General features: G+C 70.2%; 22 protein-coding genes. 11 read left to right on the forward strand and 11 right to left on the reverse strand.

All coding sequences use genetic code 11. The features are described from left to right. The first annotated feature begins 16 nt into the window (after positions 1 to 16). Positions 17 to 1201 (forward strand): alcohol dehydrogenase catalytic domain-containing protein, encoded by a 1185-nt coding sequence (locus D473_RS0102750; protein ID WP_017607568.1) that lies wholly within the window; start codon positions 17 to 19, stop codon positions 1199 to 1201. A 46-nt stretch (positions 1202 to 1247) separates the two neighbouring features. Here D473_RS0102750 and D473_RS0102755 read toward each other — a convergent pair whose 3' ends face one another. Further along, positions 1248 to 1550 (reverse strand): tripartite tricarboxylate transporter permease, encoded by a 303-nt coding sequence (locus D473_RS0102755; protein ID WP_017607569.1) that lies wholly within the window; start codon positions 1548 to 1550, stop codon positions 1248 to 1250. Positions 1551 to 1969: 419 nt separating this feature from the next. On the opposite strand from D473_RS0102755, the gene D473_RS0102760 reads away from it, so the two are divergent. Next, on the forward strand, positions 1970 to 2908 hold the full coding sequence (locus tag D473_RS0102760; protein WP_017607570.1) for an ATP-binding cassette domain-containing protein: 939 nt from the start codon (positions 1970 to 1972) through the stop codon (positions 2906 to 2908). Continuing rightward, complete coding sequence (locus tag D473_RS0102765) at positions 2905 to 3726, forward strand: ABC transporter permease (RefSeq protein ID WP_152436742.1); 822 nt, start codon at positions 2905 to 2907, stop codon at positions 3724 to 3726. Before D473_RS0102760 ends, D473_RS0102765 begins: the two co-directional genes overlap by 4 nt. A gap of 40 nt (positions 3727 to 3766) precedes the next feature. Here the strand turns inward: D473_RS0102765 and D473_RS0102770 are convergent, their stop codons facing one another. From D473_RS0102770 to D473_RS0102790, 5 genes are all read right to left on the reverse strand, one after another. Continuing rightward, positions 3767 to 5035, reverse strand: a complete 1269-nt coding sequence (locus tag D473_RS0102770; RefSeq protein WP_017607572.1) for an alpha/beta hydrolase family protein — start codon at positions 5033 to 5035, stop codon at positions 3767 to 3769. 122 nt (positions 5036 to 5157) lie between these two features. After that, complete coding sequence (locus D473_RS0102775) at positions 5158 to 5838, reverse strand: response regulator (RefSeq protein ID WP_017607573.1); 681 nt, start codon at positions 5836 to 5838, stop codon at positions 5158 to 5160. 18 nt (positions 5839 to 5856) lie between these two features. Next, entirely contained in the window at positions 5857 to 7503 is a 1647-nt protein-coding gene (locus tag D473_RS0102780; protein ID WP_026126539.1) for a sensor histidine kinase, read from the reverse strand. Positions 7504 to 8059: 556 nt separating this feature from the next. Next, positions 8060 to 8584: a hypothetical protein gene (locus tag D473_RS0102785; protein WP_017607575.1), complete on the reverse strand. Its 525-nt coding sequence runs from the start codon at positions 8582 to 8584 to the stop codon at positions 8060 to 8062. Positions 8585 to 8730: 146 nt separating this feature from the next. Further along, positions 8731 to 9243 (reverse strand): winged helix-turn-helix transcriptional regulator, encoded by a 513-nt coding sequence (locus D473_RS0102790; RefSeq protein ID WP_017607576.1) that lies wholly within the window; start codon positions 9241 to 9243, stop codon positions 8731 to 8733. Positions 9244 to 9270: 27 nt separating this feature from the next. Here D473_RS0102790 and D473_RS26890 point away from each other — a divergent pair, with 27 nt between their 5' ends. After that, the gene (locus D473_RS26890; protein WP_241474694.1) at positions 9271 to 9567 is read left to right on the forward strand and encodes a PaaI family thioesterase; all 297 of its coding nucleotides are present in this window, start codon (positions 9271 to 9273) and stop codon (positions 9565 to 9567) included. 64 nt (positions 9568 to 9631) lie between these two features. Here D473_RS26890 and D473_RS0102800 read toward each other — a convergent pair whose 3' ends face one another. Further along, positions 9632 to 11035, reverse strand: a complete 1404-nt coding sequence (locus D473_RS0102800; RefSeq protein WP_017607578.1) for a multidrug effflux MFS transporter — start codon at positions 11033 to 11035, stop codon at positions 9632 to 9634. A gap of 431 nt (positions 11036 to 11466) precedes the next feature. Here D473_RS0102800 and D473_RS0102805 point away from each other — a divergent pair, with 431 nt between their 5' ends. Continuing rightward, on the forward strand, positions 11467 to 11688 hold the full coding sequence (locus D473_RS0102805) for a hypothetical protein (RefSeq protein WP_017607579.1): 222 nt from the start codon (positions 11467 to 11469) through the stop codon (positions 11686 to 11688). A 74-nt stretch (positions 11689 to 11762) separates the two neighbouring features. On the opposite strand, the gene D473_RS0102810 is transcribed toward D473_RS0102805, so the two are convergent. After that, positions 11763 to 12863: an NADH:flavin oxidoreductase/NADH oxidase gene (locus D473_RS0102810; RefSeq protein WP_017607580.1), complete on the reverse strand. Its 1101-nt coding sequence runs from the start codon at positions 12861 to 12863 to the stop codon at positions 11763 to 11765. Positions 12864 to 13006: 143 nt separating this feature from the next. Here D473_RS0102810 and D473_RS0102815 point away from each other — a divergent pair, with 143 nt between their 5' ends. Continuing rightward, a complete protein-coding gene (locus D473_RS0102815; protein ID WP_017607581.1) occupies positions 13007 to 13348 on the forward strand; it encodes an ArsR/SmtB family transcription factor in 342 nt (113 codons plus the stop codon). A gap of 125 nt (positions 13349 to 13473) precedes the next feature. Here D473_RS0102815 and D473_RS0102820 read toward each other — a convergent pair whose 3' ends face one another. After that, complete coding sequence (locus D473_RS0102820; protein WP_017607582.1) at positions 13474 to 15090, reverse strand: BCCT family transporter; 1617 nt, start codon at positions 15088 to 15090, stop codon at positions 13474 to 13476. Between the two features lie 540 nt (positions 15091 to 15630). Between D473_RS0102820 and D473_RS0102825 the strand changes: the two genes are divergently transcribed. The 5 genes from D473_RS0102825 (at position 15631) to D473_RS0102845 (ending at position 21508) form a co-directional block, all read left to right on the forward strand. After that, positions 15631 to 17100 carry an MDR family MFS transporter gene (locus D473_RS0102825; RefSeq protein WP_026126540.1) on the forward strand — a complete coding sequence of 490 codons (1470 nt, stop codon included), beginning with the start codon at positions 15631 to 15633 and terminating at the stop codon, positions 17098 to 17100. A gap of 132 nt (positions 17101 to 17232) precedes the next feature. Beyond that, a complete protein-coding gene (locus D473_RS0102830) occupies positions 17233 to 17805 on the forward strand; it encodes a TIGR03086 family metal-binding protein (RefSeq protein WP_017607584.1) in 573 nt (190 codons plus the stop codon). A 111-nt stretch (positions 17806 to 17916) separates the two neighbouring features. Beyond that, complete coding sequence (locus tag D473_RS0102835) at positions 17917 to 18423, forward strand: 2Fe-2S iron-sulfur cluster-binding protein (RefSeq protein ID WP_017607585.1); 507 nt, start codon at positions 17917 to 17919, stop codon at positions 18421 to 18423. Continuing rightward, on the forward strand, positions 18420 to 19412 hold the full coding sequence (locus D473_RS0102840) for an FAD binding domain-containing protein (RefSeq protein ID WP_017607586.1): 993 nt from the start codon (positions 18420 to 18422) through the stop codon (positions 19410 to 19412). The genes D473_RS0102835 and D473_RS0102840 overlap by 4 nt, the downstream gene beginning before the upstream one ends. Then, positions 19409 to 21508, forward strand: a complete 2100-nt coding sequence (locus tag D473_RS0102845; protein WP_017607587.1) for a xanthine dehydrogenase family protein molybdopterin-binding subunit — start codon at positions 19409 to 19411, stop codon at positions 21506 to 21508. Before D473_RS0102840 ends, D473_RS0102845 begins: the two co-directional genes overlap by 4 nt. Positions 21509 to 21517: 9 nt before the next feature. On the opposite strand, the gene D473_RS0102850 is transcribed toward D473_RS0102845, so the two are convergent. Both D473_RS0102850 and D473_RS0102855 read right to left on the reverse strand, forming a co-directional pair. Beyond that, positions 21518 to 22189, reverse strand: coding sequence for a lysophospholipid acyltransferase family protein (locus D473_RS0102850; RefSeq protein ID WP_017607588.1), 672 nt, complete (start codon positions 22187 to 22189; stop codon positions 21518 to 21520). Positions 22190 to 22291: 102 nt separating this feature from the next. Then, complete coding sequence (locus D473_RS0102855; RefSeq protein ID WP_017607589.1) at positions 22292 to 24325, reverse strand: CocE/NonD family hydrolase; 2034 nt, start codon at positions 24323 to 24325, stop codon at positions 22292 to 22294. Between the last annotated feature and the right edge of the window lie 6 nt (positions 24326 to 24331).

Consider the following 24331-nt stretch of genomic DNA (forward strand, 5'->3'; position numbering starts at 1 on the left):
CGTCACGGGGGTTGCGATGAAGGCTGTCGTGTGGAACGGAACCAGAGACGTACGGACCGAGACCGTCCCCGACCCGGGGATCGAACAGCCCGACGACGCCGTCATCCGTGTCACGTCGTCGGGGCTGTGCGGATCCGACCTGCACCTGTACGAGGTCCTGGGGCCCTTCATGCGCCAGGGCGACATCCTGGGCCATGAACCCATGGGGATCGTGGAGGAGACCGGCAGCGCCGTCGCCGGCCTGGCACCGGGGGACCGGGTGGTCGTGCCCTTCCAGATCTCGTGCAACCAGTGCGACATGTGCGAGGCGGGGCTGCAGACCCAGTGCGACAACACCCGGGTCGAGGAACAGGGGACGGGGGCCAGACTCTTCGGCTACAGCGCCTTGTACGGTTCCGTTCCCGGCGCTCAGGCCGAGTACCTCAGGGTGCCCCGGGCCCAGGCCAACGCCGTCCCGGTACCCCGTGAGGGCCCCGACGACCGGTACGTGCTGCTCTCGGACGTGTTGCCGACCGCATGGCAGGCGGTCGCCTACGCCGGTGTCCCCCGGGGCGGGAGTGTGGCCGTCCTCGGTCTGGGACCGATCGGTGACATGGCCTGCCGGATCGCCCAGCACCAAGGGGCAGGGCAGGTGTTCGGTATCGACCCGGTCCCCGAGCGCCGCAACCGTGTGGCCGGCTGGGGAACGGAGGTCTACGACCCCTCCGAAGGGATGGACGAAGTCATCGGCCACATCCGGGACCGCACCGACGGTCGTGGCCCCGATTCGGTCATCGACGCCGTCGGGATGGAGGCCGCGGGACACGGGTCGGCCAAGTTCGCCCAGCGTATGGCCTCCTTCCTGCCCAAGGACACCGCGGCCAAGATGATGGAGACCGCTGGGGTGGACCGGCTCTCCGCCCTGCAGAGCGCCATCGACCTGGTCCGCCGGGGCGGAACCATCTCGCTCAGCGGCGTCTACGGGGGTATGGCCGATCCGCTGCCGATGCTCACGCTCTTCGACAAGCAGATCCAGTTGCGTATGGGCCAGGCCAACGTCCGGCACTGGACCCCGGAGATCCTCCCGCTGCTGGACGCCGACGACGTCCTCGGCGCGGAGAGCTTCGCCAGCCACCACGTGCCCCTGGAGGAGGCCGCCCATGCCTACGAGATGTTCCAGAAGAAGGAGGACAACGCGCTGAAGGTGCTCTTCCGTCCTTGAGGGCGGGCGCGCGGGCCGGTGCTGGAGGGCACCGGCCCGCTCCGTGTCAGCCCCGGTCGGCTACGTAGGAGGACATCGAGGAGACCACGCTGCCTCCGCCCGGCATCAACCCCAACAGGCTTCCCAACACGGTGCCGCGGGCCAGCGCGCCCCCGACCTGCCGGAAGTCGGAGCGGGTCGGCCGGATCCGGGAGATCTTGTGCTTGATTCGCGTCCCGGTCGGGCTCTTGTCGATGTTGTAGAGCACCTCGCCGAACCCGAACAACCCCATCGCGATCGGGATGAAGCCGAGCCCGGACGCGACCAGGGCCAGGGCGGTGGCCAGGGCCGGGATCGTCGTTCGTTCCATCGGTGCGCCTTCGAAGAGGGAGCGGGCGGGGGCTCACCGGTGCTGTCAGCGTGCGCGCAGGGGCGGACCGTGCTTTCCGGGCGCCTCGGGGACGCGCAAACCTACCAGTGTTAGGTTTCGGTGAGTCCAGGCAGACACCGAAACTCGTGACAAGAGATGACGCAGGTCCCTCCAAACCCACGAGACCCACAGCGCACACGTGGAGACGGTCCAGCGTCGGCGGCCGGCCCCGGTCGGCCCTGGTCGGCCTCGGCCCATACCCGCATCAGGCGGCAGCGCGAAGGGTGGCGGGAACCCGGAACGGCCGCGTGCGTACGCACAAGTGGGTAGGCAAGAGCCGCCGGAACGGCGATGCGGCGGCGCGGGGTCCCTCCCTAGCGTGGACCTTCCAACGGCAAGGCCACGAAGGGACCGATCCCGTGCTGACCGCAGACACGCTCACCAAACGCCACGGACCACGGACCGCCGTCGACGGGCTCTCCTTCACCGTCGAACCCGGCCGCGTGACCGGGTTCCTCGGACCCAACGGCGCAGGCAAGACCACCACCATGCGCATGTTCCTCGATCTGGTCCGGCCGACCTCCGGCCGCGCCTTGGTCAACGGGCGCCGTTACACGGACCTGGCCTGGCCCGCCCGTGAAGTGGGCGCGCTCCTGGACGCCGGCTCGGCCCACCCGGGCCGCACCGGACGCGCCCACCTGCGGTCCAAGGCCCACGTGTGCGGGCTCCCCCGGACACGGATCGAGGAGGTCCTCGACGAGGTCGGCCTGAGCGAGGCCGCCGACCGTCGCATCGCCGGCTACTCGCTCGGCATGCGGCAACGGCTGGGGGTCGCCGACGCGCTCCTGGCCGATCCCGGGGTGCTGCTCTTCGACGAACCCGCCAACGGCCTGGACCTGGACGGGGTCCGGTGGATGCGCGAACTCATCCGCCGCCTCGCCGGCCAAGGGCGGACCGTACTCGTGTCCAGCCACCTGATGGGCGAAGTCGAACAGGTCGCCGACCGGCTGCTGGTGGTCGGGCGCGGCCGCCTGGTCGCAGACGCCTCCGTGGAGGAGCTCATCGGTGCCTGGTCGCACGCCCACGTGCTGGTGCGCAGCCCGCGGACCGAACCCCTGCGGCTGCGGTTGGCACAGGCCGCGCGGGCGGACACCGGCATACGCGTGGAGGAGGCCTGCGAGGGGGCCCTGCGGGTGAGCGGACTGTCCGCGGAACGGATCGGCGACCTCGCACACGAGACCGGCGTTCCGGTGCACGGGCTGTGGTCGCACCGCGCCTCGCTCGAGCAGGCCTACCTGGAACTGACCGACGGCTCCGTGGAGTACGGGGCCGGTGTCCCCGAGGAGGTGGGCTCATGAGCGCGAGCAGTATGAAGGAACCGAGCGTATGGGCGGTGCGGCAGCACGCACTGCGCCGGGAGATCGCGGCCGAATGGATCCGCCAGTCCTCGTTGCGCTCCACGTGGTGGTGCGCGGCGGCGGCCGTGGCCGGAATGGCGGCCTTCGCCGGCCTGAGCGGGTGGTCGCAGCTCGCACACGCCTTGGAGGATCCCCTCGCGAGCCAAGGGGCGGAGTTCGCCCAACTCACGTCACACGGTTATTTCTACCTGGTGCAGTTCAGCGTCCTGATCCTGGCCGCGCTGGCTTCGACCGGGGGGTTCGGAAACCGGGGCGCTGCGGGGACCTTCACCTGGAACCCGGACCGCTCCGTGGTGCTCCTGGCCCGCACCCTCGTCACCGCCGCTCTCGCCTTCGCCACCGCGGTCGTCGCGGGGCTGGCCGGCACCGGGGTGCTGGCGGCCCTGCTGTCCCGGTTCGTGAGCCTGCCCCTGGGCGAGGTCCTGACCACCGTGCTCGGTGCAGGTGTGTGCATGGCCCTCTTCGCTGCCCTGTTCGTGGGGGTGGGCACCGCGCTGCGCGGGACCGCCGGCACCGTCATGACCGGGTTCCTGCTGCTGTTGGGGCTGCCGCTGGTGATGCAGCTGTCCGGTGTCGACGCCGTCGACGATCTGGCCGCCCTCACCCCAGGCCTCGCGGGGATCGAGTTCTACGCCGCCGGTGACGTCGGGTTCTACAGCGCGCCCTTCGACGGTCCGGCCAACATCGCCGTGGTCGTGGGGTGGGCGGTGGCGGGCCTACTGGTGGCCCGCACCGAACTGCGCCTGCGCGACGTGTGAGCCGCCCGGGCGCGGCCCGAGGCCGGACCCGCGCCCGGGATCAGCCGATGAACTCCAGCTCCGGATATTCTTCGGAGGGGCCGTCCAACAGCGGCTCCTCCGTGCCGCGCAGATGGGCGTCGAAGAAGGCCCTCAGGTGGGCACGCTGGGCGGCGATCGACGCCGCCGCGCCGATCGGTCCGATCCCCTCCAGCCTCTTGCCCCAGGAACGCCCGGACAGCCCGTGCTCGGCTTGCAGCGCCGGCAGCGCCCACTGGTCGTCGATGTAGGAACGGTGCTCGCCGTCGGCCATGTACACCTCGTGGAAGGGGCCGGTGGACGCGGACCGGAACAAGCTCAGGTCCTGGTGGTTGCGGCTGTGGTGCGGCAGATCGGCCCCGGACAGGCCGGCGCCGAAGTAGGCGAACGGGCGGTCCACCCCTCGTGTGGTCACCTCCGCCCACGCCTCGTCGTCCACGTGGTAGGCGATACTCCCGTCCAGGTTCGCCCCGGCGGCGATCCGATCGTCCTCCAGCATGGCCTCGGCGGTGGTCAGCCCGCCGGCCGAGTGCCCGAACATCCCCACCGTGGCGGTGTCGGCCGCCTCGGCCAGGGGCGGTGGCAGGAGCGAGCCACCGGTCAGTGCGTCCAGGACGAACAGGGTGTCCTCGGTGCGCACGGAGACCGCCTCCCGATAGGTGGGGGTCTCCCGGTCCGGGTAGCTCTGGCGCAGGACCCGGCCGTCGGGCAGGTCCACCGCAGTGGACTCGTAGGGGTGATCCATGGCCACGACCACGTACCCGTGCGAGGCCAGCTCTTCCAGGTTGGCGGCGCCGGTGAACCGTGACTCGCCGAACCCGGGGGAGTACAGCAGGACCGGGAGGTCCTCCGTGTCCCCGGCCACGGGTGCGTCCGCGAGCGCGTTGGCGGTGGAGGCCTCCAGGTCGACCGCGCCGCGCGGCACCCCCGAGCCGTACAGGGCGGAGACCAAGGTATCGGCGATGGACGGGGACACGTAGGGGGCCGGTTCGGCGCCGGAGTCCTCCTCGGCCGGGTACCACAGCCCCACCATGAGGTCGCGCTCCTGTACACCCTCGACCCACGGGTGGCCCCGTGAGGGGTCGACCACGTGCACGTCGGTGCGCCCCACCGCGTGCGGGCCGGTGGGCTCGGGCGGTTCCAGGACCACACGGTCCCCGGTGGTGGCGGCCGAGTGCACGGCGGGCACGCAGAAGGAGGCCGTCAGGACCAGGGCGGCGGCCGAATGTGCGAACAGGCGGGTCGGGGCCCGGTGGCGGATGTCGGTGCGGGAGGTGTTCGTGTCGACCATGCCCGTATCCTGCGACGCCCGTGCTGCCCGGCACATCGCCCGAACGGCGGCGACCTACTCGTCACAAAGGCGTAGACGACCGTTTCCGGGCGGGTGGCCGGCCCGGTGCCGTGCGGGCCGGGTCAGGCACCGACGGTCAGTCCCGCCTCGTACGCCAACACCGCGGCCTGTACCCGGTTTCCCAGGTCCAATCGGGTGAGGATCGACCGCACGTGCACCTTGGCGGTGCCCGGGGCGATGTGGAGCCGACGTGCCACCTGGTCGTTGGAGCAGCCTTCGCCCAGCAGCGCCAAGACCTCGCGTTCGCGCTCGCTCAGGGCGGCGACCCGTTCACGGGCGGCCGTGGCGCGCGAGAGCCGGCCGCCGTCGAGTTCGTTGCTGACCCGGCGGGCCACCTCCGGGGACAGGTAGGCACCGCCGGCCACCACGGCGCGCAGCCCCGAGATCAACTGCCGCGGATCACCCGACTTGAGGACAAAACCGGCCGCGCCCCCGGACAGGGCTCGGGCGATGTAGGTGTCCTCGGAGAAGGTGGTCAGGACGACCACGGCGGTGTCCGGGTGCTCGGCGGAGATGGCCTCGGTGGCGGCGAGCCCGCCGGTCCCGGGCATCTGGACGTCGACCAGGGCCACCTCCGGGGCCAGCTCGGCCACCAGGGACACCGTCTCGTCGCCGTCGGCGGCCTCACCCACCACCTCGAACCCGGGAACGGAGGTGAGGATGGCCCGGATCCCGGCACGCATCATGGCCTCGTCGTCGGCCACCACCACCCGGATCGCCGCTTCGCCGTCGCTCTCGTCCACGGGTCCAGGCTAACCGGGTCACGGTGCCCGCTCGATCTCCTCCTTGCTGACGAGAACGCCGTCGGTGAAGCACAACCGGTACACCGGGGGGAGCCCGTTCTCCTGGTACACCAGGTAGTAGCGGCACTCGTCGGCGCCGCCCGGTGCCGGAGGCGGGTCCTCTACCGAGTCCGGCGGGTATTCGAACCGGGGCAGTATCGTCTCGACGCGGTCCACGGGGGCACCGACGGAGAGGTGCTCGTAATCCTGCGGGGGCAGCACCGATTCGGCGCCCACCCACCACAGTGTCGAGAAGGCTGCGCCGAGGACGAGTGCGCCCAGGGCGGCCGGGACCACCAGCGCCGTGACCAGACTCCGCGAGGCCCTGGCGCCGGCCCGCGAGCGCAGCCGGCCGGTCTCCGAGCCCGGCGGGGCGGCGGCAGGATCCGGTGCCTGGGAACGCTCGGGGGGTCCTGAACCGTCCGGGACCAGGGCGCGCACCACGAACCCCTCCCGTTCGGGCTCGGCCGTCAGATGCCCGCCTGCCTCCTCCAGCCACGAACACAGGTGCGCCAGTCCGCCCGTGCCGTCGTGGCCGGCACGTGTGGGCAGACTGGGGACCTCGCCCGGACCGGTGTCGGAGACCGTCACCCGGACGGCGTCCTCCTCGCGCACCGTGTACACCGACACTCGCGAACCGGGTGCGTACTTGGCGGCGTTGGTGAGCGCTTCCCGGACCACCCCGTGGACCGTGCGGCCCGTCCAGGAGCCGGACTCCGGTCCGGGCCCCTCCCTCAGCAGATGAACCGAGAGCCCGGCGTCCGCGGCGTGCTCCACCAAGGCCGAGAGGCTCTCGCCGGGAACGTCCTCGGGGTCGTCGTCGGGGTCCTCGCGCAGCACCCCGATGATCTCCCGCAGCCGCAGATTGGCCTCGTGCGCCGCCGCACGCAGCTCCGAGGCGGCCGCGATCTGCCCGGGATCGTGCCGGGAGGCCATTTCCAGGGCCGCCGCGCGTACCGCGATCAGCGACAGCTCGTGCCCCAAGGAGTCGTGCATACGGGCGGCGATGTGCGCACGTTCGCGCAACCGGGACCGGTCGGCCTCGGCGGCGCGAGTGCGCTCCATCCGCGCGGCCGTCTCCCAACCGCCGCGCGTGAGCTCCAGGAGCCGGTGCCGGTACCGTCCCGCCAGCCACGGCGCCACCACGGCCAGCACCAGCGCCAGCGCACCGCCCGACCATTCGACCAACGACGACAGGAGCGTCCGGGTGTCCAGGCCGGCCCAGGCCGCTGAGCCGGCCATCGCTGCGAACGTGGTCACCGCCGCCATGGCCGCCGAGGCCACCACCGGCCCCGCCCGTCCCGCACGCGAGCCGTGCCGGAAGGCGAACACCGCTTGCCACAACACCGGCACCACGAGGAAGGTCGAGGAGAACAGCACCAGCCCGGTGGAGACCGCCTGTGCGGTGGCGTAGGCGGTCACCAGGGCCAGGGTCGAGGCCGGCGACCACCGGAAGAGTCCGACCGCGATCGCGGAGACCACGAGAACCACCGCGGCCTCGGGCACGGTGGCCCGGTCGGGGTCGCCCGACAACTCGGCCACGGCGGCCCATCCCAGCACCGTCCACAACAGGAGATCGGCGGCGGGAGCCGTCCATCGCCGGGGCCGGTGTCGCGGTGCGTCCATGGAGCCAGGTTACGGGGACCGGCACGGCCGCCACCGCCCGCAGGGCCCAGCGGCCCTCGCCGGCGCCCGCCCCGCGGTCGCGGGCAGGCGGGCATGGATCCGCTTCCGGCTCGGGCGCGGAGGCGGGGGCGCCGAGGGGACTGAAGGACTGCACCTGCCCGTCGACGATCGCTGCGTCGTGCAGAGTCCACAAGTGCAGGGACCGGAGCGCCAGGGCCACGGGCAGTAGGGGAGCACCGCCGCAGCCAACAGGGAACCCGAATAACGGGGGTAGGTGCGTACTACGGCACGGACCGCTGAGCGCCGGCTGTCGAGGGTGGCCAGACGGTGGCCGGGGTGTCCTGGGCTGCGGGCGGTCTCTCCTCCGGCGCGTTCAACGTGATCCTTACCGTGTTGTCCATGTGCGGGGGCTGTGGTGGTGCGCACCGAAGACTACTGGGGTGGCTCTTGCCGGGGCACAAGCATCCCGATAGGAATCTACGTCGTAAAAGTATCGGTTTGTTCTCACTGGAACCATCCACGGGAGCAAACCCCGAACGGTGCCATCAGGCAAGGTTCAGCACTCAGGTGGGAAATCCTCGACCGATACCATCTCGCCTTCCTCCGAATCGCTGGCGTAGACCCCTTCCTGGGCGGCCAGGTCGCCGGTGGTGAAGACGAGGTCGGCGATGTCGTTGCTGGGTTCCTCGCCGGCTTCGACGGTCTCGGTGGACACCCCGAGGGTGTACTCGGTCCCGGGGGAGGAGGGCACGACCCGGTAGGTCGCCCCGCCCTCGCCGTCGGTGATCTCCCAGTTCTGGCCCGGGGCGGACAGGTCCACCTCCACCTCTCCGCCGGTGAATTCCTCGGTCGCGGTCAGGCGCCATTGGTGGTCGTCGGCGACCAGATCGATCTGGGCCGGAGGGGAGTCCCCGCACCAGGTGATGAGTGCGGTGGGGAACTTCTGCTCGGCGGTGAAATGGCCGCTGGCCTCGAGGCCGATGTGGCCCTGGTCGGGCAGGCACGCGGTCAGGAGCAGGGTCGTGGGGGCGGCGAGGACGGCGAGTCGGAGGCCGGCGCGGGGCCGGTGATGTACGGACATGGCACAGGATTGTGCCGTGGCGTGGGACCGGGTGTCTTGTCTTCGCCCGGGGCTGCTGTTCGGGTGAGGCCGAAGATCCAGGTCACGTGTGCGCCGCCATGTTCCATCAGGCCAGGGGGTTCGGCGTGTTGCGCCCGCGTCGAAGCTCATCCCTGCTGCGGCGTCCCCTCCCCGTTCGGGACGGTGGTGATCTCGCCGGGGCGGACGGCCTCGCCGCAGGTGGCGCAGGTGGTGGCCAGGGTGAGTTCGTGCCGGTGGTCCTCGGGGCCGGTGGCGTGGTCGGCGTGGTGGTGCAGGTGTGTCAGGGGCCGGTCGAAGAGCCAGGTGTTGCCCCACTGCACCAGGGAGAACAGTACCGGGGCCAGGTCCTGGCCCGCTTCGGTCAGCCGGTACTCCTGGCGTTGGCTGCGGCTGCCGTCGGTGTACCGTTCCACGACCCCGGCCTGTTCCAGGGTGCGCAGCCGGGCGGTGAGCCGGTCGCGGGGCGCGCCGGTGTTGCGGGCGAGGTCGGTGAAGCGGCCGACCCCGAAGAGCAGTTCCCGGACCACCAGCAGGGCCCATTTCTCGCCGACGACCTGCAGGGCGGCGGCTGCGGGACAGGGACGGCCGGGGGCCTGGGGGGTGGCGGGCAGCGGGCGGCGCCGGTCGGGCTCGGTCATGGTTCTCAGGATGTCACACACCACCCAGTGGTTTGGATATCCAACTTCCTTGTCGGGGCCGTGCACGGCGGGATGATGTGCACCCTGCTGGACTCGGCCACCGGATGCGCGGTCCAGAGCACACTCCCGGTCGGGGCGGGTCGCACCTCGGTGGAGATCAAAGTCAGCTACCTGCGCCCGGTCTTCGCGGGCACGCCGCTGTACACGCGCGGCTGGGTGAGCAAACCGGGCCGCAGGATGGCCTTCGCCGAAGGGGAGATCCGTGACGGAGCGGGCAAGGCCGTGGCCACCGCCTCCTCCAGCTGCTTGGTCTTCGACCTCTAGGGCCTGCACCTTTCGGATACAGGTGTGGCCCGGCCCCGAACGGGACCGGGCCACGAACCTGCTCTCAGATGCCGACGGTCCGGGAACGCTCCGCCGGTTCCCCGTCGGTGTCCTGCGTGTGCGGGACGTTGTCGAGGACCGCCACGGTCTCGGCCGCGGCCACCTCCTCGGCGGTGGGCGCGGTCTCTTCCGACACGTGCTCCTGCGCGCCCGGGGTGTTCTCGACCGCGGGGCGCGAGGTGTGCCGTGCGGAGAGGGCGAAGGCCACGAACGCGCCGATCGCGGTGAGGAGCATGACGGTGTTCATGCTGGCCAGGGTGACCGGACCGGCCATGCCCGCGGTGGAGGCCAGGGTGGAGCCCAGGCCGAACTGCAGGGTGCCCAGGAGGGCGGATCCGCTGCCGGCCACGCGCGGGGACTGTCCGGTCAGGGCCAGGGCGGTGGCGTTGGGTACGACCAGCCCGGTGAAGACCATCATCACGAACAGGGCCGCGGTGACCGAGACGAGCCCGGCGGCGCCGGTGGCGGCCAGTGCGATCAGGGCCAGGACCGAGGCCAGGGAGCCGGTCAGGCCCAGCACGAGGCGGCGGTGCACCTCCATGCGGGGGACCAGGGCGGCGTTGGCCTGGTTGCCCAGGATCATGCCGAGTGTGGTCACGGCGAAGACCAGGCTGAACTGCTGTGCGCTGGCGCCCAGTTCGGACTGGGCGACGAAGGAGAACGTCGAGATGTAGGTGAAGCTCATCGCGAAGTTCAGCGCCACGACCAGTGTGGGGCCGATGAAGCGCATGTCGCGCAGCAGGCTGCCGAACAGGGCTGCTTGGTTCCGTACCGAGACCTGTTCGCGCTGGTCGGCGGGCAGGCTCTCGTGCAGGACCGTCAGGACCAGGACGAAGGAGGCGGCTCCGGCCAGACCCAGGGTCACGAAGAGCAGTGGCCAGGGCCCCAGGAGCAGCAGTTGTCCGCCCAGGACGGGGCCGAGCATGGGGGCCAGGCCCGAGAGCAGCACCAGCCGGGAGAAGAAGGTCGCGGCGGCGTCGCCGTCGAAGGAGTCACGCACCACGGCGCGTGAGATCACCAGGCCGGCGGCGGCCGAGAGGCCTTGCAGGAAGCGCAGGACGGTGAAGGTCTCCACGCTGGTGGCCAGAGCGATTCCGAAGGTGGACAGGGTGAACACGGCGATGCCGACCAGCAGCGGGCGGCGACGTCCCCACCGGTCGCTGAGGGGACCGATGACGAGCTGGCCCAGGGCCATACCGATCATGACGGTGGTCAGGGTGAACTTGACCCGTGACTCGGTCGTGGCGAGGTCGTCGGAGATCTGCGGCAGGGCCGGCAGGTACAGGTCGGTGGCGAGCGGGCCCAGTGCGGAGAGCACGCCCAGGACGAGGACGAGCAGCACCGCACCGCGCCGCGGGGCGGAGGTGGTCCGGGCACGGCGGCGCGGACGAACGGAGGTGAAGTTCACCAGGATCTCCCGTGCGTCTGGGATGAGGTCTGAAGAAGGGCGCCGTGAACCGCCTTCGGGCGGGGCGCGTGGAAGGTGCCCACGTGGGGCGACCTCCGCTTCCAACACAGGACCAAGGGGTGGCAATCCCGGGTTCGGCTCGTCGTCACGGTGATTCGAGTTACGTGAGGACGGGCGCGGGGCCTTGGCCGGGGCTGGAGGGGCCTGCTCGCGGGAGCGGGCTGTCACTCGGGGCGACTCCTGCTTCCAACACAGGACCAAGGGGTGGCAATCCCCGGATCAGGGTGTGGGCGGGGTGATCCGAATTACGCTGCTGCGGGACCGGGGCGCGGAGGTCTTGTGGATGTTTGCCTGGTCAGGCCAATGCATTGGCCTGTACTGGGGAAGAGGGGAACGGAACTGTCAGTGACACATGCGCACAGGGAGGTTCCATGATCGCCAAGCTTTCCGAGATGGGAGTCACCTCGGAGATGGCTTATGCCGCGGGGACGGCCAGTATCGGGCTTTCGGTCGTGAGTTGGGTGGTGTCCAGGCAGGGGGAGAAGGCCGGCACGGATCGTGCGGACCGGTGGGGTCTGTTCATCGGTGAGTGGGCGCCGACCTTCTTCGCTCTGGGTGTGGCTCTGCGGCTTGAGGAGAAGTCCGGTAAGTGAGTGGACGGCAAAGGCCCGGGACGTGGTGTCCCGGGCCTTTGCCGTGTCGGGGGTTCGTTCGGGGTCGGACGGGGTCAGCGTACGACGGCGTAGCCGTACTGCTCGGGCCAGGTGGGGACTTCGTCGAGTTCGGTGCGGGCGCGCTGGGCCCAGTAGGGCTCGCGCAGGAGTTGGCGGCCGAGCATGGTGGCGTCGGCCCGGCCGGTGGCGATGATCTCCTCGGCCTGCCGGGGTTCGACGATGACGCCGACGGCGCAGGTGGCGATGCCCGATTCCTGGCGGGCCTGGGCGGCCAGGGGCACTTGGTAGTCGGGGCCTGCGGGGATCTGTGCGTCGTGGACCATGCCGCCGCTGGAGACGTCGAGCAGGTCGACGCCCACGGCCTGCAGTTCCTTGGCCAGGCGGACCGTGTCGTCGCCGGTCCAACCGTCGCGGGGGTCGTCGGGGTTCTCGGTGAGCCAGTCGGTGGCCGAGGTGCGGAAGAACAGGGGCAGGTCCTGGGGCCAGACGGCGCGGACGGCTCGGGCGATCTCGAGGGGTAGGCGCATGCGGTTGTCGAGGCTGCCGCCGTAGCGGTCCGTGCGGTGGTTGGCCACGGGTGAGAGGAAGGAGTTGATGAGATAGCCGTGGGCGCCGTGGATCTCGGCGACCTGGAAGCCGGCGTCGCGGGCGCGTTCGGCGGAGGCGGTGAAGTCGGCGACGAGTCGGGTGATCTCGTCGGTGGTGAGCTCGTGGGGCTGGTGGAGGCCTTCGAAGGCGTGGGGGCTGGGTGCGACGGGGGTCCAGCCGCCTTGGTCGGGGGTCAGGGCCCGGCCGCCGTGCCAGGGGCGGTCGGTGGCGGCTTTTCGGCCTGCGTGGGCGAGTTGGATGGCGGGGACGGAGCCATGGGCGCGGATGGCCTGGGTGATGCGGGTGAAGGCTTGTTGTTGCTGGTCGTTCCACAGGCCCAGGTCCCAGGGGCTGATGCGGCCGTCGGGGCGTACGGCGGTGGCTTCGGTCATGACCAGGCCGGTGCCGCCGGCGGCGCGGGAGGCCAGGTGGGTGAGGTGGAAGTCGGTGGGTGCGCCGGCGTGGGGTCCTTGGCCGGCGGCGGAGTACATGCACATGGGTGCCATCCACACGCGGTTGGGGATGGTCAGGGAGCGCAGGGTCAGTGGGGTGAACAGGGTGCTCACGTGGTGTCCTCGGGTGGGGTGTGGATGGGTGGGTGGTGCGGCTGTGCGTACCGGTCGTACGATAGCTTTCGTAGTACGAAGATTGTCAAACCATGCTGGTCTTCGTACTTTGAGGGCAACACACCCCGACGAAGGACCAGCCCATGTCCCACACCGGCCGCATTTCCCCCGGGCGGCAGCCCGAGCACCCCGAGAGCGGGCAGATCCGCCTGGAAACGGTGCTCAGCGCCCTGGCCGACCCCGTCCGGTTGCGGATCGTCTCCGACCTGGCGCGCGGGCACCAGGACATGGCCTGCATCTCCTTCGAGCTCCCGGTGAGCAAGTCCACCTCCACCCACCACTTCCGCGTGCTGCGCGAGGCGGGCATCATCCGCCAGTACTACGAGGGCACCTCCCGGATGAGCCGGTTGCGCACCGAGGAGTTGGACGCGTGTTTTCCCGGTCTGTTGGCGGCGGTGCTGCACGCTCAGGGCGTGCGTGTCTGAGCGTTCCCCGGCTGCGGCGGGTGGTGTGCTCACTCGCCGCGGAGTGGTCGTTGCCAGGGGCCGGATGCGAACGGGGGCCGCGCCATCCGTGGATGGCGCGGCCCCCGTCGGGGTGTGGGTCGGGATCAGTCCTTGCCGGCGCCGACGGACACGGACTCCAGACCGCCCTGGTCGGCGACCTGCGCGGTGGGCTTGGGCGCGGGCTGGTTCACCACACCCTGTTCCACGGCCATCTGCCGCACCAGGCGGGGCGCGCCCCACACGGAGGGCAACAGCACCAGGCCGACGGGGACGGCGCTGACGACGATGAAGGACTGCAGGGCCTCCACGCCCCCGTCGCCGATGAGCAGCAGCACGGCGGCTGCCACGCCCATACCCATGCACCAGAAGGCGCGTACCAGCAGGGAGGGCTCGCCGGAGTGGACGCTGGAGAGGGAGATGGAGTAGGACATGGTGTCCATGGTCGAGGCGAAGAAGACCAGCGTCACCACGACCATGAGCACGGCCATGACCGCGCTCATGGGCAGGGCCTGGACGATGGCCAGGGCGGTGGCGGGCAGGCCGTCCTGGGCGTAGGCGTCGGAGACGGTGCCCGGGTTCTGGATCTCCAACCACAGGCCGCTGCCGCCCAGGGCGGTGAACCACACGGAGGAGACCACGGTCGGTAGCAGGGTGGCGCCGACGTAGATCTGGCGGACGGTGCGTCCGCGGGAGATGCGGGCGATGAAGATGGCCATGAGTGGGCCGTAACCGATGAACCAGCCGGCGAAGAAGACGGTCCAGGAGCCGAGCCATGCGGCGTCGCCGCGGAAGAGCATCATGGGTGCCAGTTCGCGCAGGTGCACCGCGCCGGCCTGCAGGTACAGGTCGACGACGAAGGGCGCCGAGGCCAGGGCGACGATGGCCAGGACCATGGCGATGGCGCCGTAGATGTTGATGCGGCTCAGTAGTTCGATGCCGCGGGTCAGGCCGGTCAGGACCGAGACCGTGGCGACCAGGGCCAGGCCGATGATGACCACGGCCTGGGTGGCGTAGCCGTTGGGCAGGCCGAAGGCCTCACCGGCGATGTAGGAGACCTGCAGGCCCAGGAAACCGATGGGGCCGACGGTGCCGGCGACCACGGCCAGGACGCAGGCGATGTCGGCGAGGGTGCCGACCCAGTGGGTGCGTACGCGCTCGCCCATCAGGGGCCAGAGCAGGGTGCGCGGGCGCAGGGGCAGGCCCTTCTCCACGCCGCGCATCATGACGAGAGTGGCCAAGGAGCCGCCGATGGCCCAGGCGCCGAAGCCCCAGTGGGTGAAGGATTGGGCCATGGCCAGGGCGGCGCCTTCCATGCCGCCGGCGGAGTCGGCGTACTGGGGTGGTGCGTCGACGTAGTGGGCGATGGGTTCGGAGGCGGCCCAGAAGACCCCTCCGGCGGCCAGCAGGGTGGTCAGGATCATCGCGACCCAGCGGAACCAGGTGAAGGCGGGGGCGACGTCTCCGCCCATGCGTACGCGACCGTAGCGGGACAGCGCGAGCACGGTCATGACGGCGAAGGTGGCCACGAGCAGGAGTTGCCAGTAGGCGCCGAACCAGGCGGCGGACCAGCCGAAGGCGGTGTCGATGGCGGAACTGACCGCTTCGGGCGCGGCCAGGGCGGCGGCCACGAACGCTACGAGTGTGCCGCCTGTGACGGCGATGACCCAGGTATCGGGGTGTCCGCCGCGGGAGGACACACGTGTTCGCAGGCTGGAGAACATGGAAAAGGTGACTCTTCTCGGTCGGGAACGCACGCTGCTGAGCGCACAGGTGTGTGCTGCGGTGCGGGAAAGCGAAGACCGGCGCCCTGCCGCGGAAGGTGCGGGTGCGGGGGGGCGTCGGTACGAAGACGGCGGCCCTGGCTCCTGCGCGTCGTGCGCGGCTGGCTCTCTCGGATCGGGGCGGGCTCGGGCAGGCCGGAGTGCTCTTCGTGTGCCGCTTCGGGGCACGGGGGTCGAGTTTAGGGGTGGTTCGGGGATGTATCGGCTGGTGGCGTGGGTGGGACGTGCCACTCCGGCCCGGTGCCGACGGGGCTCTGCGGATGAGCCGGTGCTGGGCGTGTGCACGGGCGCCGGTGTGCTGTTCGAGCCGCTTGCTCACGCTCGTGGCCTGAGGTACGTCTCACGTCCGGTCCGGCGGAAAATCGCTGTTGCGGGCAAGGAATGTCTGATTACCATGACGGGTTGCATTGCACGGTCTGCAAAAATCACCCTCCCGGCAGACCGACGACCCCGACCATCACGACACGACCGAGGACACCTGTGACCGGGCAGCCCACTCCAGACGCCGCCGAGGCGAACGAAGCTCAGCGCGCTCCGAGCGCCGATAAATTTGTCATCCCCTTGCTTTTGGTGTCGGCTTTCGTCGTCATCCTCAACGAGACGATCATGGCTGTGGCACTGCCGTCCCTGAACCGGGACCTGGGGATCTCGGTCTCGACCGGGCAGTGGTTGACCTCGGCATTCATGCTCGTCATGGCCGTGGTCATTCCCATCACCGGTTACCTGCTGCAGCGTTTCCACATCAGGCAGGTCTTCATCACCGCGATGAGCCTGTTCTCGGTGGGTACGCTCATCTGTTTCCTGGCGCCGGGTTTCACCCTGTTGCTGCTGGGACGCATCGTGCAGGCCTCCGGTACGGCCATCATGATGCCGCTGCTGATGACCACCGTGCTGAACATGGTCGCCGCCGAGCGGCGCGGACGCACCATGGGCAACATCTCCATCGTGATCTCGGTGGCTCCGGCCGTGGGCCCGACCTTGTCCGGTCTGGTCCTGAACGTACTGGACTGGCGTTGGCTGTTCGGTCTGGTGCTGCCCATCGCCCTCGGCGGGCTGCTGCTGGGTGCGCTGTTCATCCGTAACGTCACCGAGCCGCGCGCGGCCAGCATCGACATTCTCTCGGTGCTGTTCTCGGCGCCGGCCTTCGGCGGGTTGGTCTACGGTTTCTCCAGTCTGGGTGAGGAGACCGGGGCCGTGGTGCCGCCGTGGCTCGCCATCGCTGTGGGCGCGGTGGCTCTGGTGGTGTTCGTGCTGCGCCAGCTGCGTCTGCAGCGTCAGGAGCGTGCCCTGCTGGACCTGCGCGTGTTCCGTTCGCGCCAGTTCTCCATCTCCATCGGCCTGGTGGCGGTCAGTTTCCTTGCCCTGTTCGGCACGCTGATCCTGCTGCCGGTGTACATGCAGTACGTGCTGGGACTGGACACCCTGGCCACCGGGTTGGTGATGCTGCCGGGCGGTCTGGTCATGGGGCTGCTGGCCCCGTTCGTGGGGCGCCTGTACGACCGGTTCGGTCCGCGTCCGCTGCTGATCCCCGGTGCCGCACTGGTTGCGGTGGTGATGTGGTCGATGGTGTTGATCTTCGACACCGAGACCGCGCCCGCGGTGGTGGTGGCCACGCACGTGTTCATGAGCGTGGGTCTGGGGCTGATGTTCACACCGCTGTTGACCGGCGCCCTGGGATCACTGGACAAGAAGCTCTATTCCCACGGCAGCGCCGTGGTCGGCACCATCCAACAGGTGGCCGGGGCCGCGGGTACGGCCACCTTCACCACCGTCATGACGGTGACCGCCGCGGGGCTGGCCACGGACGGCATGGGTGAGGTCGCTGCGCAGGCGGCCGGTATCAACACCGCCTTCACCATCGGTGCGGTCGCCGCCGTGCTGGCCTTCGGTGCGGCCTTCTTCGTACGCCGCACCAACACCGAGCAGCAGGAACAGGCTCCGGTGCACTGACCGGAGCGCTTCTCACGCGGCCCCGGGCGCACCGTAGCCCGGGGCCGCTGGTGTACGTTGGCCCGGGCCGGGCGGCCCGCAGCTGGGCGCTCGGGCCTGTCACCACATACTTCGTCACCGGGGGGTGCGCACATGAGTGCACTGATCGATCTGCACGGCACGGCCATGGGAGAGTTCGACCGGCGGGTCAAGGCCGTCTCGCTCACCGACTGGGCGCTGCCCACCCCTTGCACCGATTGGGACGTGCACGATCTGGTCAACCATCTGACCACCGAACAGCTGTGGGTGCCCCACCTGGTCGCCGGTACGCGCATGGAGGAGATCGGTGACCGTTTCGACGGCGACAACCTGGGTGAGGAGCCGGTCGCCACGTGGGAACTGGCCGCCCGTGAGGCCCGGACCGCTTGGCTGGCGCCCTCCTCCTCGGAGGCGACCGTGCACCTGTCCTTCGGTGATGCACCGGGCGAGGTGTACCTGTGGCAGATGACCTTCGACCTGACCGTGCATGCCTGGGACCTGGCCCGTGCCCTGGGCAGCCAGGAGGAGCTGGACCCGGATCTGGTCGAGCACGTGTACGCGTGGGCGCAGAAGCAGGGCTTCGGTGAGTCCAACTCCTTCGCGGGCATCTTCGATGAGCCCGTGGAGGTCGATGAGGGCGCCAGTACCCAGGACCGTTTGATCGCGCTGACCGGTCGGCGGCCCTGAACCGGCCACCGGCCCGTAGCAGCGGCGTTCCCCGACGTGTCGGCTTCGTGGTGTCAGGGCAGTGGAACAGACTGACTGCGACATCGAGGCCGACGACGAGGGGCGCCACCGGTGGAAGCCACGATCACTCTGCATGTGGACGGGTATCGGCGGGAACTGACCGTCGACACTCGCACCACCCTGCTGGACGCGTTGCGCGACCGGTTGGGCGAGTACTCACCGAAGAAGGGTTGTGACCACGGCCAGTGCGGGGCCTGCACGGTCCTGGCCGATGGGCGCCGCATCCTGTCCTGTCTGGCTCTGGCGGTGGCCCAGGACGGTGCGCACGTGACCACCGCCGCCGGGTTGGCCCAAGGTGGGGGCGGCCCCCACCGGGTCACCCGCGCTTTCTTGGAGCACGACGCCTACCAGTGCGGGTACTGCACGCCGGGGCAGATCTGTTCGGCGGTGGGGGCGCTCTCCGAGCTGGAGGCGGGTATGCCCAGCCACGCCACCGACCACCCCGACGCGCCGGTGCGGACCACCGACGCCGAGATCCGTGAACGAATGAGCGGCAACCTGTGCCGGTGCGGTGCCTACCCGGCCATCGTGGCGGCCGTGCGGGAGGCCGCCCAGTGAAACCCTTCGACTACACCCGCGCCCACGACCCCGCCTCGGCGGTGCAGACCGTGGCCGAGGAGCCCGGTGCCCGCTACTTGGCCGGGGGCACCAACCTGGTCGACCATCTCAAACTCGGGGTGGCTGCACCAGAGCACGTGGTGGATGTGCGCGGGGCCCTGGATGAGACGGTCACCGAACTCGAAGACGGACGGATCAGGGTGGGCGCGGCCGTGTCCAACAGCGCCCTGGCCGCCCACCCGTTGGTGCGTTCGCGTTATCCACTGCTCTCGGCCGCCCTGCTGGCCGGGGCGTCGGGGCAGTTGCGCAACGCGGCCACCACCGGCGGGAACCTGCTGCAACGTACCCGCTGCCCTTATTTCCAGAACACCACCACCCCGTGCAACAAGCGCGAGCCCGGCAGTGGTTGTTCGGCCCGGGAGGGCCATGGGCGCGACAACGCCGTGCTGGGTGTGTCCCAGGAGTGCGTGGCCACCCATCCTTCCGACATGGCGGTGGCCCTGACCGCGCTGGGCGCGGAGGTCCGTGTGCTGGGTCCGGAGGGTGAGCGCGGTGTGCCCATGCCGGGTCTGCACCGTCTGCCCGGGCACCGGCCCGAGCACGACACCGTTCTGGAGCACGGCGATCTGATCACCGCCGTGGACCTGCCCGCGCTTCCTCTGGCGGCCCGTTCGACCTACCGCAAGGTGCGTGAGCGCGCTTCCTACGCCTTCGCCCTGGTGTCGGTGGCAGCGGCTCTGCAGATACGGGAGGGAGTGGTGGCCGATGTGCGTCTGGCCCTGGGCGGGGTGGCGCATGCGCCCTGGCGCGCCCACCACGCCGAGCAGGTCCTGCGCGGGGAGCCGGCCACCGAGGAGGCCTTCCGCGCGGCCGCAGACGCCGAGTTGGCCCAGGCCCGCCCGGGTGCCGACAACGCCTTCAAGGTCCCGCTGGCCGTGAATACGATCTGTGCGACCCTGCGTTCGCTCACCACACAGGAGGACCGATGAGCACGACATCGCCGGCCGGTGCGGTCGGGCGGCCTCTGCCCCGTACCGAGGGTGAGGCCAAGGTCGCCGGGCACGCGCCCTACGCCTATGAGCAGCCGGTGCGCGATCCTGTGTATCTGCATCCGGTGTTGTCGACGGTGGCGCGTGGCCGTGTCGTGGCGGTGGAGACCGCTGAGGCCCAGGAGCGGCCCGGGGTGCGTGTTGTTCTGACGCACGAGAACGCCGAGCGTCTGGCTCGGACCGGGGATCGTGAGTTCGCTGTCCTGCAGGAGCCCGTGATCGCCTTCCGCGGGCAGATCGTGGCCGCGGTGGTGGCCGAGACCCCGGAGGAGGCCCGCTACGCCGCCTCGCTGGTGCGTGTACAGGAACGGGCCGAGGAGCACGACGTGGTCCTGACCCAGGGGCACCCGCGCCTGTACCGGCCGGGGGAGGAGGCCGCGCCCGGGGCCGACAGCGAGCAGGGTGAGCCCGATGCGGAGCTGGAGAGGGCCGAGGTGGTGCTGGATCGCACCTACCGCACGCCCATGGAGCACAACAATCCCATGGAGCCGCACACCAGCATCGCGCTGTGGGAGGACTCGGGACAGGGGCATCTGACCCTGTACGACTCCACTCAGGGCCCGCACACGGTGCGGGAGACCCTGAGTGGGGTGTTCGGGTTGGATCCCGGCCAGGTGCGTGTGGTCTCCCCGCACGTGGGCGGGGGGTTCGGTTCCAAGGGCTCGCCGCACGCGCACAACGTGTTGGCCGTGGTGGCCGCGCGGGCGCTGCCGGGGCACGGGGTCAAGTTCGCGCTCACCCGCCAGCAGACGTTCTCTCTGGTGGGCCACCGCAGTCCCACGATCCAGCGGTTGCGGTTGGGCGCGGACCGGGACGGCAGGTTGCGGGCGGTGGTGCACGACTCGGAGGAGCACACTTCCACGGTCAAGGAGTTCGCCGAGCAGAGCGCGGTGTGTTCGCGCACGATGTATGCGGCCCCGCACCGGCGTAGTACGCACCGGTTGACCGCTCTGGACGTGCCCATCCCTTTCTGGATGCGTGCGCCGGGGGAGTGCCCTGGCATGTACGCATCCGAGTCGGCCATGGACGAGCTCGCCCACGAGCTGGACATGGACCCGATCGAGTTGCGGGAGCGCAACGAGCCCGAGCGCGACCCCCAGTCGGGTCGGCCCTGGTCGGACCGGTCGCTGTTGCGGTGTCTGCGGGAGGGGGCCGAGCGGTTCGGTTGGCACGGGCGGGACCGGCGTCCTCGGGCCCGCCGTGAGGGTGATTGGTGGGTGGGCACCGGTGTGGCCGCCGCGTTCTACCCGCACGTGGTCATTCCGGGGTCGCAGGCCCGGATCGAGTACGCCTCGGGTTGCTACACCTTGCGTATCGGTGCGGCCGACATCGGAACGGGCGCACGGACCGTACTGGGGCAGATCGCCGCCGACGCCTTGGAGGTGCCGGTCGAGCGGGTCCGTGTGGAGATCGGTGACAGTTCCTTGCCGCAGGCCTCGGTCGCCGGCGGCTCCAGTGGGACCTCTTCGTGGGGGTCGGCGGTGGTGGCTGCGGCCCGGGCCTTCACGGAGGAACACGGTGCGGCTCCGGGTGAGGGGGCCCGGGCCGCAGCCACCACCCCGGAGGAGACGGTGGCCGAGGACCATGCGGTCTACTCCTTCGGTGCCCACTTCGCGGAGGCGTGGGTCAACGACGACACCGGTGAGGTGCGGGTGCCGCGCATGTACGGGCTGTTCTCGGTAGGGCGGGTGATCAACCCCCGCACTGTCCGCTCGCAGTTGATCGGCGGCATGGTGATGGGGCTGTCGATGGCCCTGCACGAACACAGTGTGGTGGACGAGCGGCGGGGGCTGGTGGTCAACCAGGACCTGGCCCAGTACCACGTGGCTGCCAACGCCGATGTGGCCGGTGTACAGGCCGAGTGGTTGGAGCAGTCCGATACCCGTGCCACACCGATGGGTTCGCGCGGGGCAGGAGAGATCGGGATCGTGGGTACGGCCGCTGCGGTGGCCAACGCCGCCCATCACGCCACGGGGGTGCGGGTGCGTGAGCTTCCGTTGACGCCGGACCGGTTCCTGGTCGAGACGGGCCCGTAGGGGGCTTTCTCAGCTCTCGGAGCCGGAGTCGTTGTATCCCGGGGCGCGTTCTTGCCCGGACAGGCCGGCGATGGCGTCCATGACCTCGTCGGTGATGAGGCGGCGGGCCTTGCCGGGGGCGAGGTGGTCGTAGCCGGTGGTGAAGTCCAAGGGCCGGCCGAAGGCCACCTCGAAGTGGTGGGGGCGCGGCACGTTCGCGCCGATGGGCTGAACCTGTTGGGTGCCGGAGAGGGCGACCGGTACCACCGGGGCCTTGGATTCCATGGCCAGGTGGGCGATACCGGTGCGCCCTCGGTACAGGCGGCCATCGCGTGAGCGGGTGCCTTCGGGGTAGACCACGCAGGCCTCGCCCTCGGCCAGGCGCTCCTGCATCATCTGCAGGGTGAGCATGGCATCGCGTGCGCTGTCGCGGCGTACCGGCATGGCGCCCAGGGTGCCGAAGGTGGTGCGGGTTGCCCACCCTTTGAGGCCGCGGCCCTCGAAGTAGTCGCTCTTGGCCAGAAAGCGCACGGGACGCTGGGGCAGCGACAGGGGAATGACGACACTGTCGACGAAGGACAGATGGTTGCTGGCCAGCAGGACCGGCCCTTGGGCGGGGACGTTCTCCCGGCCCCGGACGGTCGGTCGGCAGGCCGTCCGGGCGAGGGTCGCCGCGGTCCGGCGCAGCGCACCGTAGAGCACATGTCCCCCTTGGGCTGGTCGTGGTGATCCAAACCAATGTAAGGGTGACCGGCCGGTAACGATGACCTGGCACACAGGAAGTGCCACAGCTCACCCTGCAACTCAGACGTGGTCCCTGGGGATGTCCGAGGAGTAGATCTTGGAGGCCACGCGCTCACCCCCTTCGTAGGCGTCCAAGGTGGCGTGCAGATGGAAGTGGGTCGTGGTCGAGGTCAGGACCGTGCGGGTGATGGTGCGTACCGACCAGGGGCCCCGTTCGAATCCCATGGTCCAGACGGTCTCTCCGCGTACGGAGTCGTAGCGGTTGCCGATCCAGCTGTAGTCCTCGACCGCGCGCCTGGTCACCTGCAGGTCGATGTCGTCGAAGTACACCGTGCCCAGATCCTTGACCACGTTCAACGAGGAACGGTAGTGGACCAGGTCGTGGGAGATGTCCCAGCGCTGCTCGCCCGGCAGGACCGTGCGGGTACTGAGGGGTTCGGTGCCCTCGGGTTCTTCGAAGGGTTCGGGTTCGGGGCCCGAGGCCTGTGCGTTCGAGCGCACAGGCAGCAGCATCTGGGTGTGCTCTCCGGGGTGCACGGAGAGCATGACCGGTTCGGGCGAGGGCCAGGCCAGGGGCCAGTAGGAGGTGGAGACCGCGACCCTGATGCGGTGCCCGGGCGGAAAGGCCTGGGCGACCCCGTTGAGGGAGACCGAGACACGGTAGCGGCGCCCGGGCTCGAGGTGTTGCGGGAATTCGTCGCTGTCGGCGTGGGTGAGGTTGAGTAGTCCGTAGGTCACACGTGTGGCTTCGCCGTCGGGTGCGACGTCGGACAGGCGGACCGCGACCATGGCGTCGGGCCGGTCCACGGACAGATCCAGGTCGACCACGGGCGAGCCCAGGATCTCCACCCTCTCGGTCAGAGGCGCGCTGTCGAAGACCATCGAGCCGCCGTCCTCCTCGCGCTGATCGGCGGGCAGGTCGGGCGGGGCGTTGTAGGAGCACCACTTGCCCGCGTACTGTCCCGTCGACAGCGGTGAGGACAGGGTCATGGGGCCGCGGTCGAGCTCGGGTTCTGCGCCCTCCTGCAGGATGTATCCGTGCTCGAGGAAGCGCACGAACGGTTCCACGCTGGGGGAGGGCCAGGTGTTCTCGCCCACCCAGCGGCCCGGGCGTTCTTCGTACTCGGTGGAGGGAGCGACGCTGTCCTGCATCCACGCGCGCAGCATCGGCGCGTCCATGACGCCGTTGTCGATGCCCTTGAGCCAGCGGTCCCACCAGCGCACCAGCTCTTGCAGGAAGCCGATGGCGGGACCGGGCTTGCCCAGGTGCGGGTATTTGTGCGACCAGGGGCCCAGCAGGCCCAGTCGGGGCACGTCCAGGCCGGCCATCAGACGGAAGACGGAGTTGGAGTAGCCGTCGGCCCACCCGCTGACAGCCATGACGGGTACGTCGATGGCGCCCAGGTCCTCGGCGACCGAGCCGTGTTTCCAGAAGCCGTCGCGGCGCTGGTGGCGCAGCCACGCGTCCAGCCACAGGCCACTGTGCTCCAACCGCTCGTGCCACATCTGCCGCCAGCGCTCACCCACCAGTTCGGGATCGGGCGGGCTGGAGTTGTAGGCGAACATGGTGGAGGCCCAGGAGAGGTTGTCGGCCAGCAGGCATCCGCCCATGTAGTGCACGTCGTCGGAGTAGCGGTCGTCGGTGGAGGAGGCGGTGACGATCGCGCCCAGGCTCTGGGGTCGGCGCGCGGCCACCTGCAGGGCGTTGAACCCGCCCCAGGAGATGCCCATCATCGCGGTGTTGCCGTCGCACCAGGGCTGGTCGGCGAGCCAGGCCAGGACGTCCTCGGCGTCGGTGAGTTCCTGTTCGAGGTACTCGTCCTCCAGCACCCCTTCGGAGTCACCGGTGCCGCGCAGGTCCACGCGTGCGCAGGCGTAGCCGTGACCGGCCATGTAGGGGTGGTGGATGGAGTCGCGCTGTGCGGTCAGGTCGCGGCGCCGGTAGGGGATGAACTCCAGGATCGCTGGTACCGGGGCCTGTTCGCTGTCCACCGGGCGCCATATACGTGCGGCCAGATGGGTCCCGTCGCTCATCGGGATGCGGATGTACTCGTCCTCGCGGATCTGGCGCGGGAGTGTGTCCACGGTTCGCATGGTCGG

Origin of the sequence: Nocardiopsis xinjiangensis YIM 90004 (genome assembly GCF_000341145.1) — a bacterium.
In the GTDB taxonomy this organism is placed as follows: domain Bacteria; phylum Actinomycetota; class Actinomycetes; order Streptosporangiales; family Streptosporangiaceae; genus Nocardiopsis; species Nocardiopsis xinjiangensis.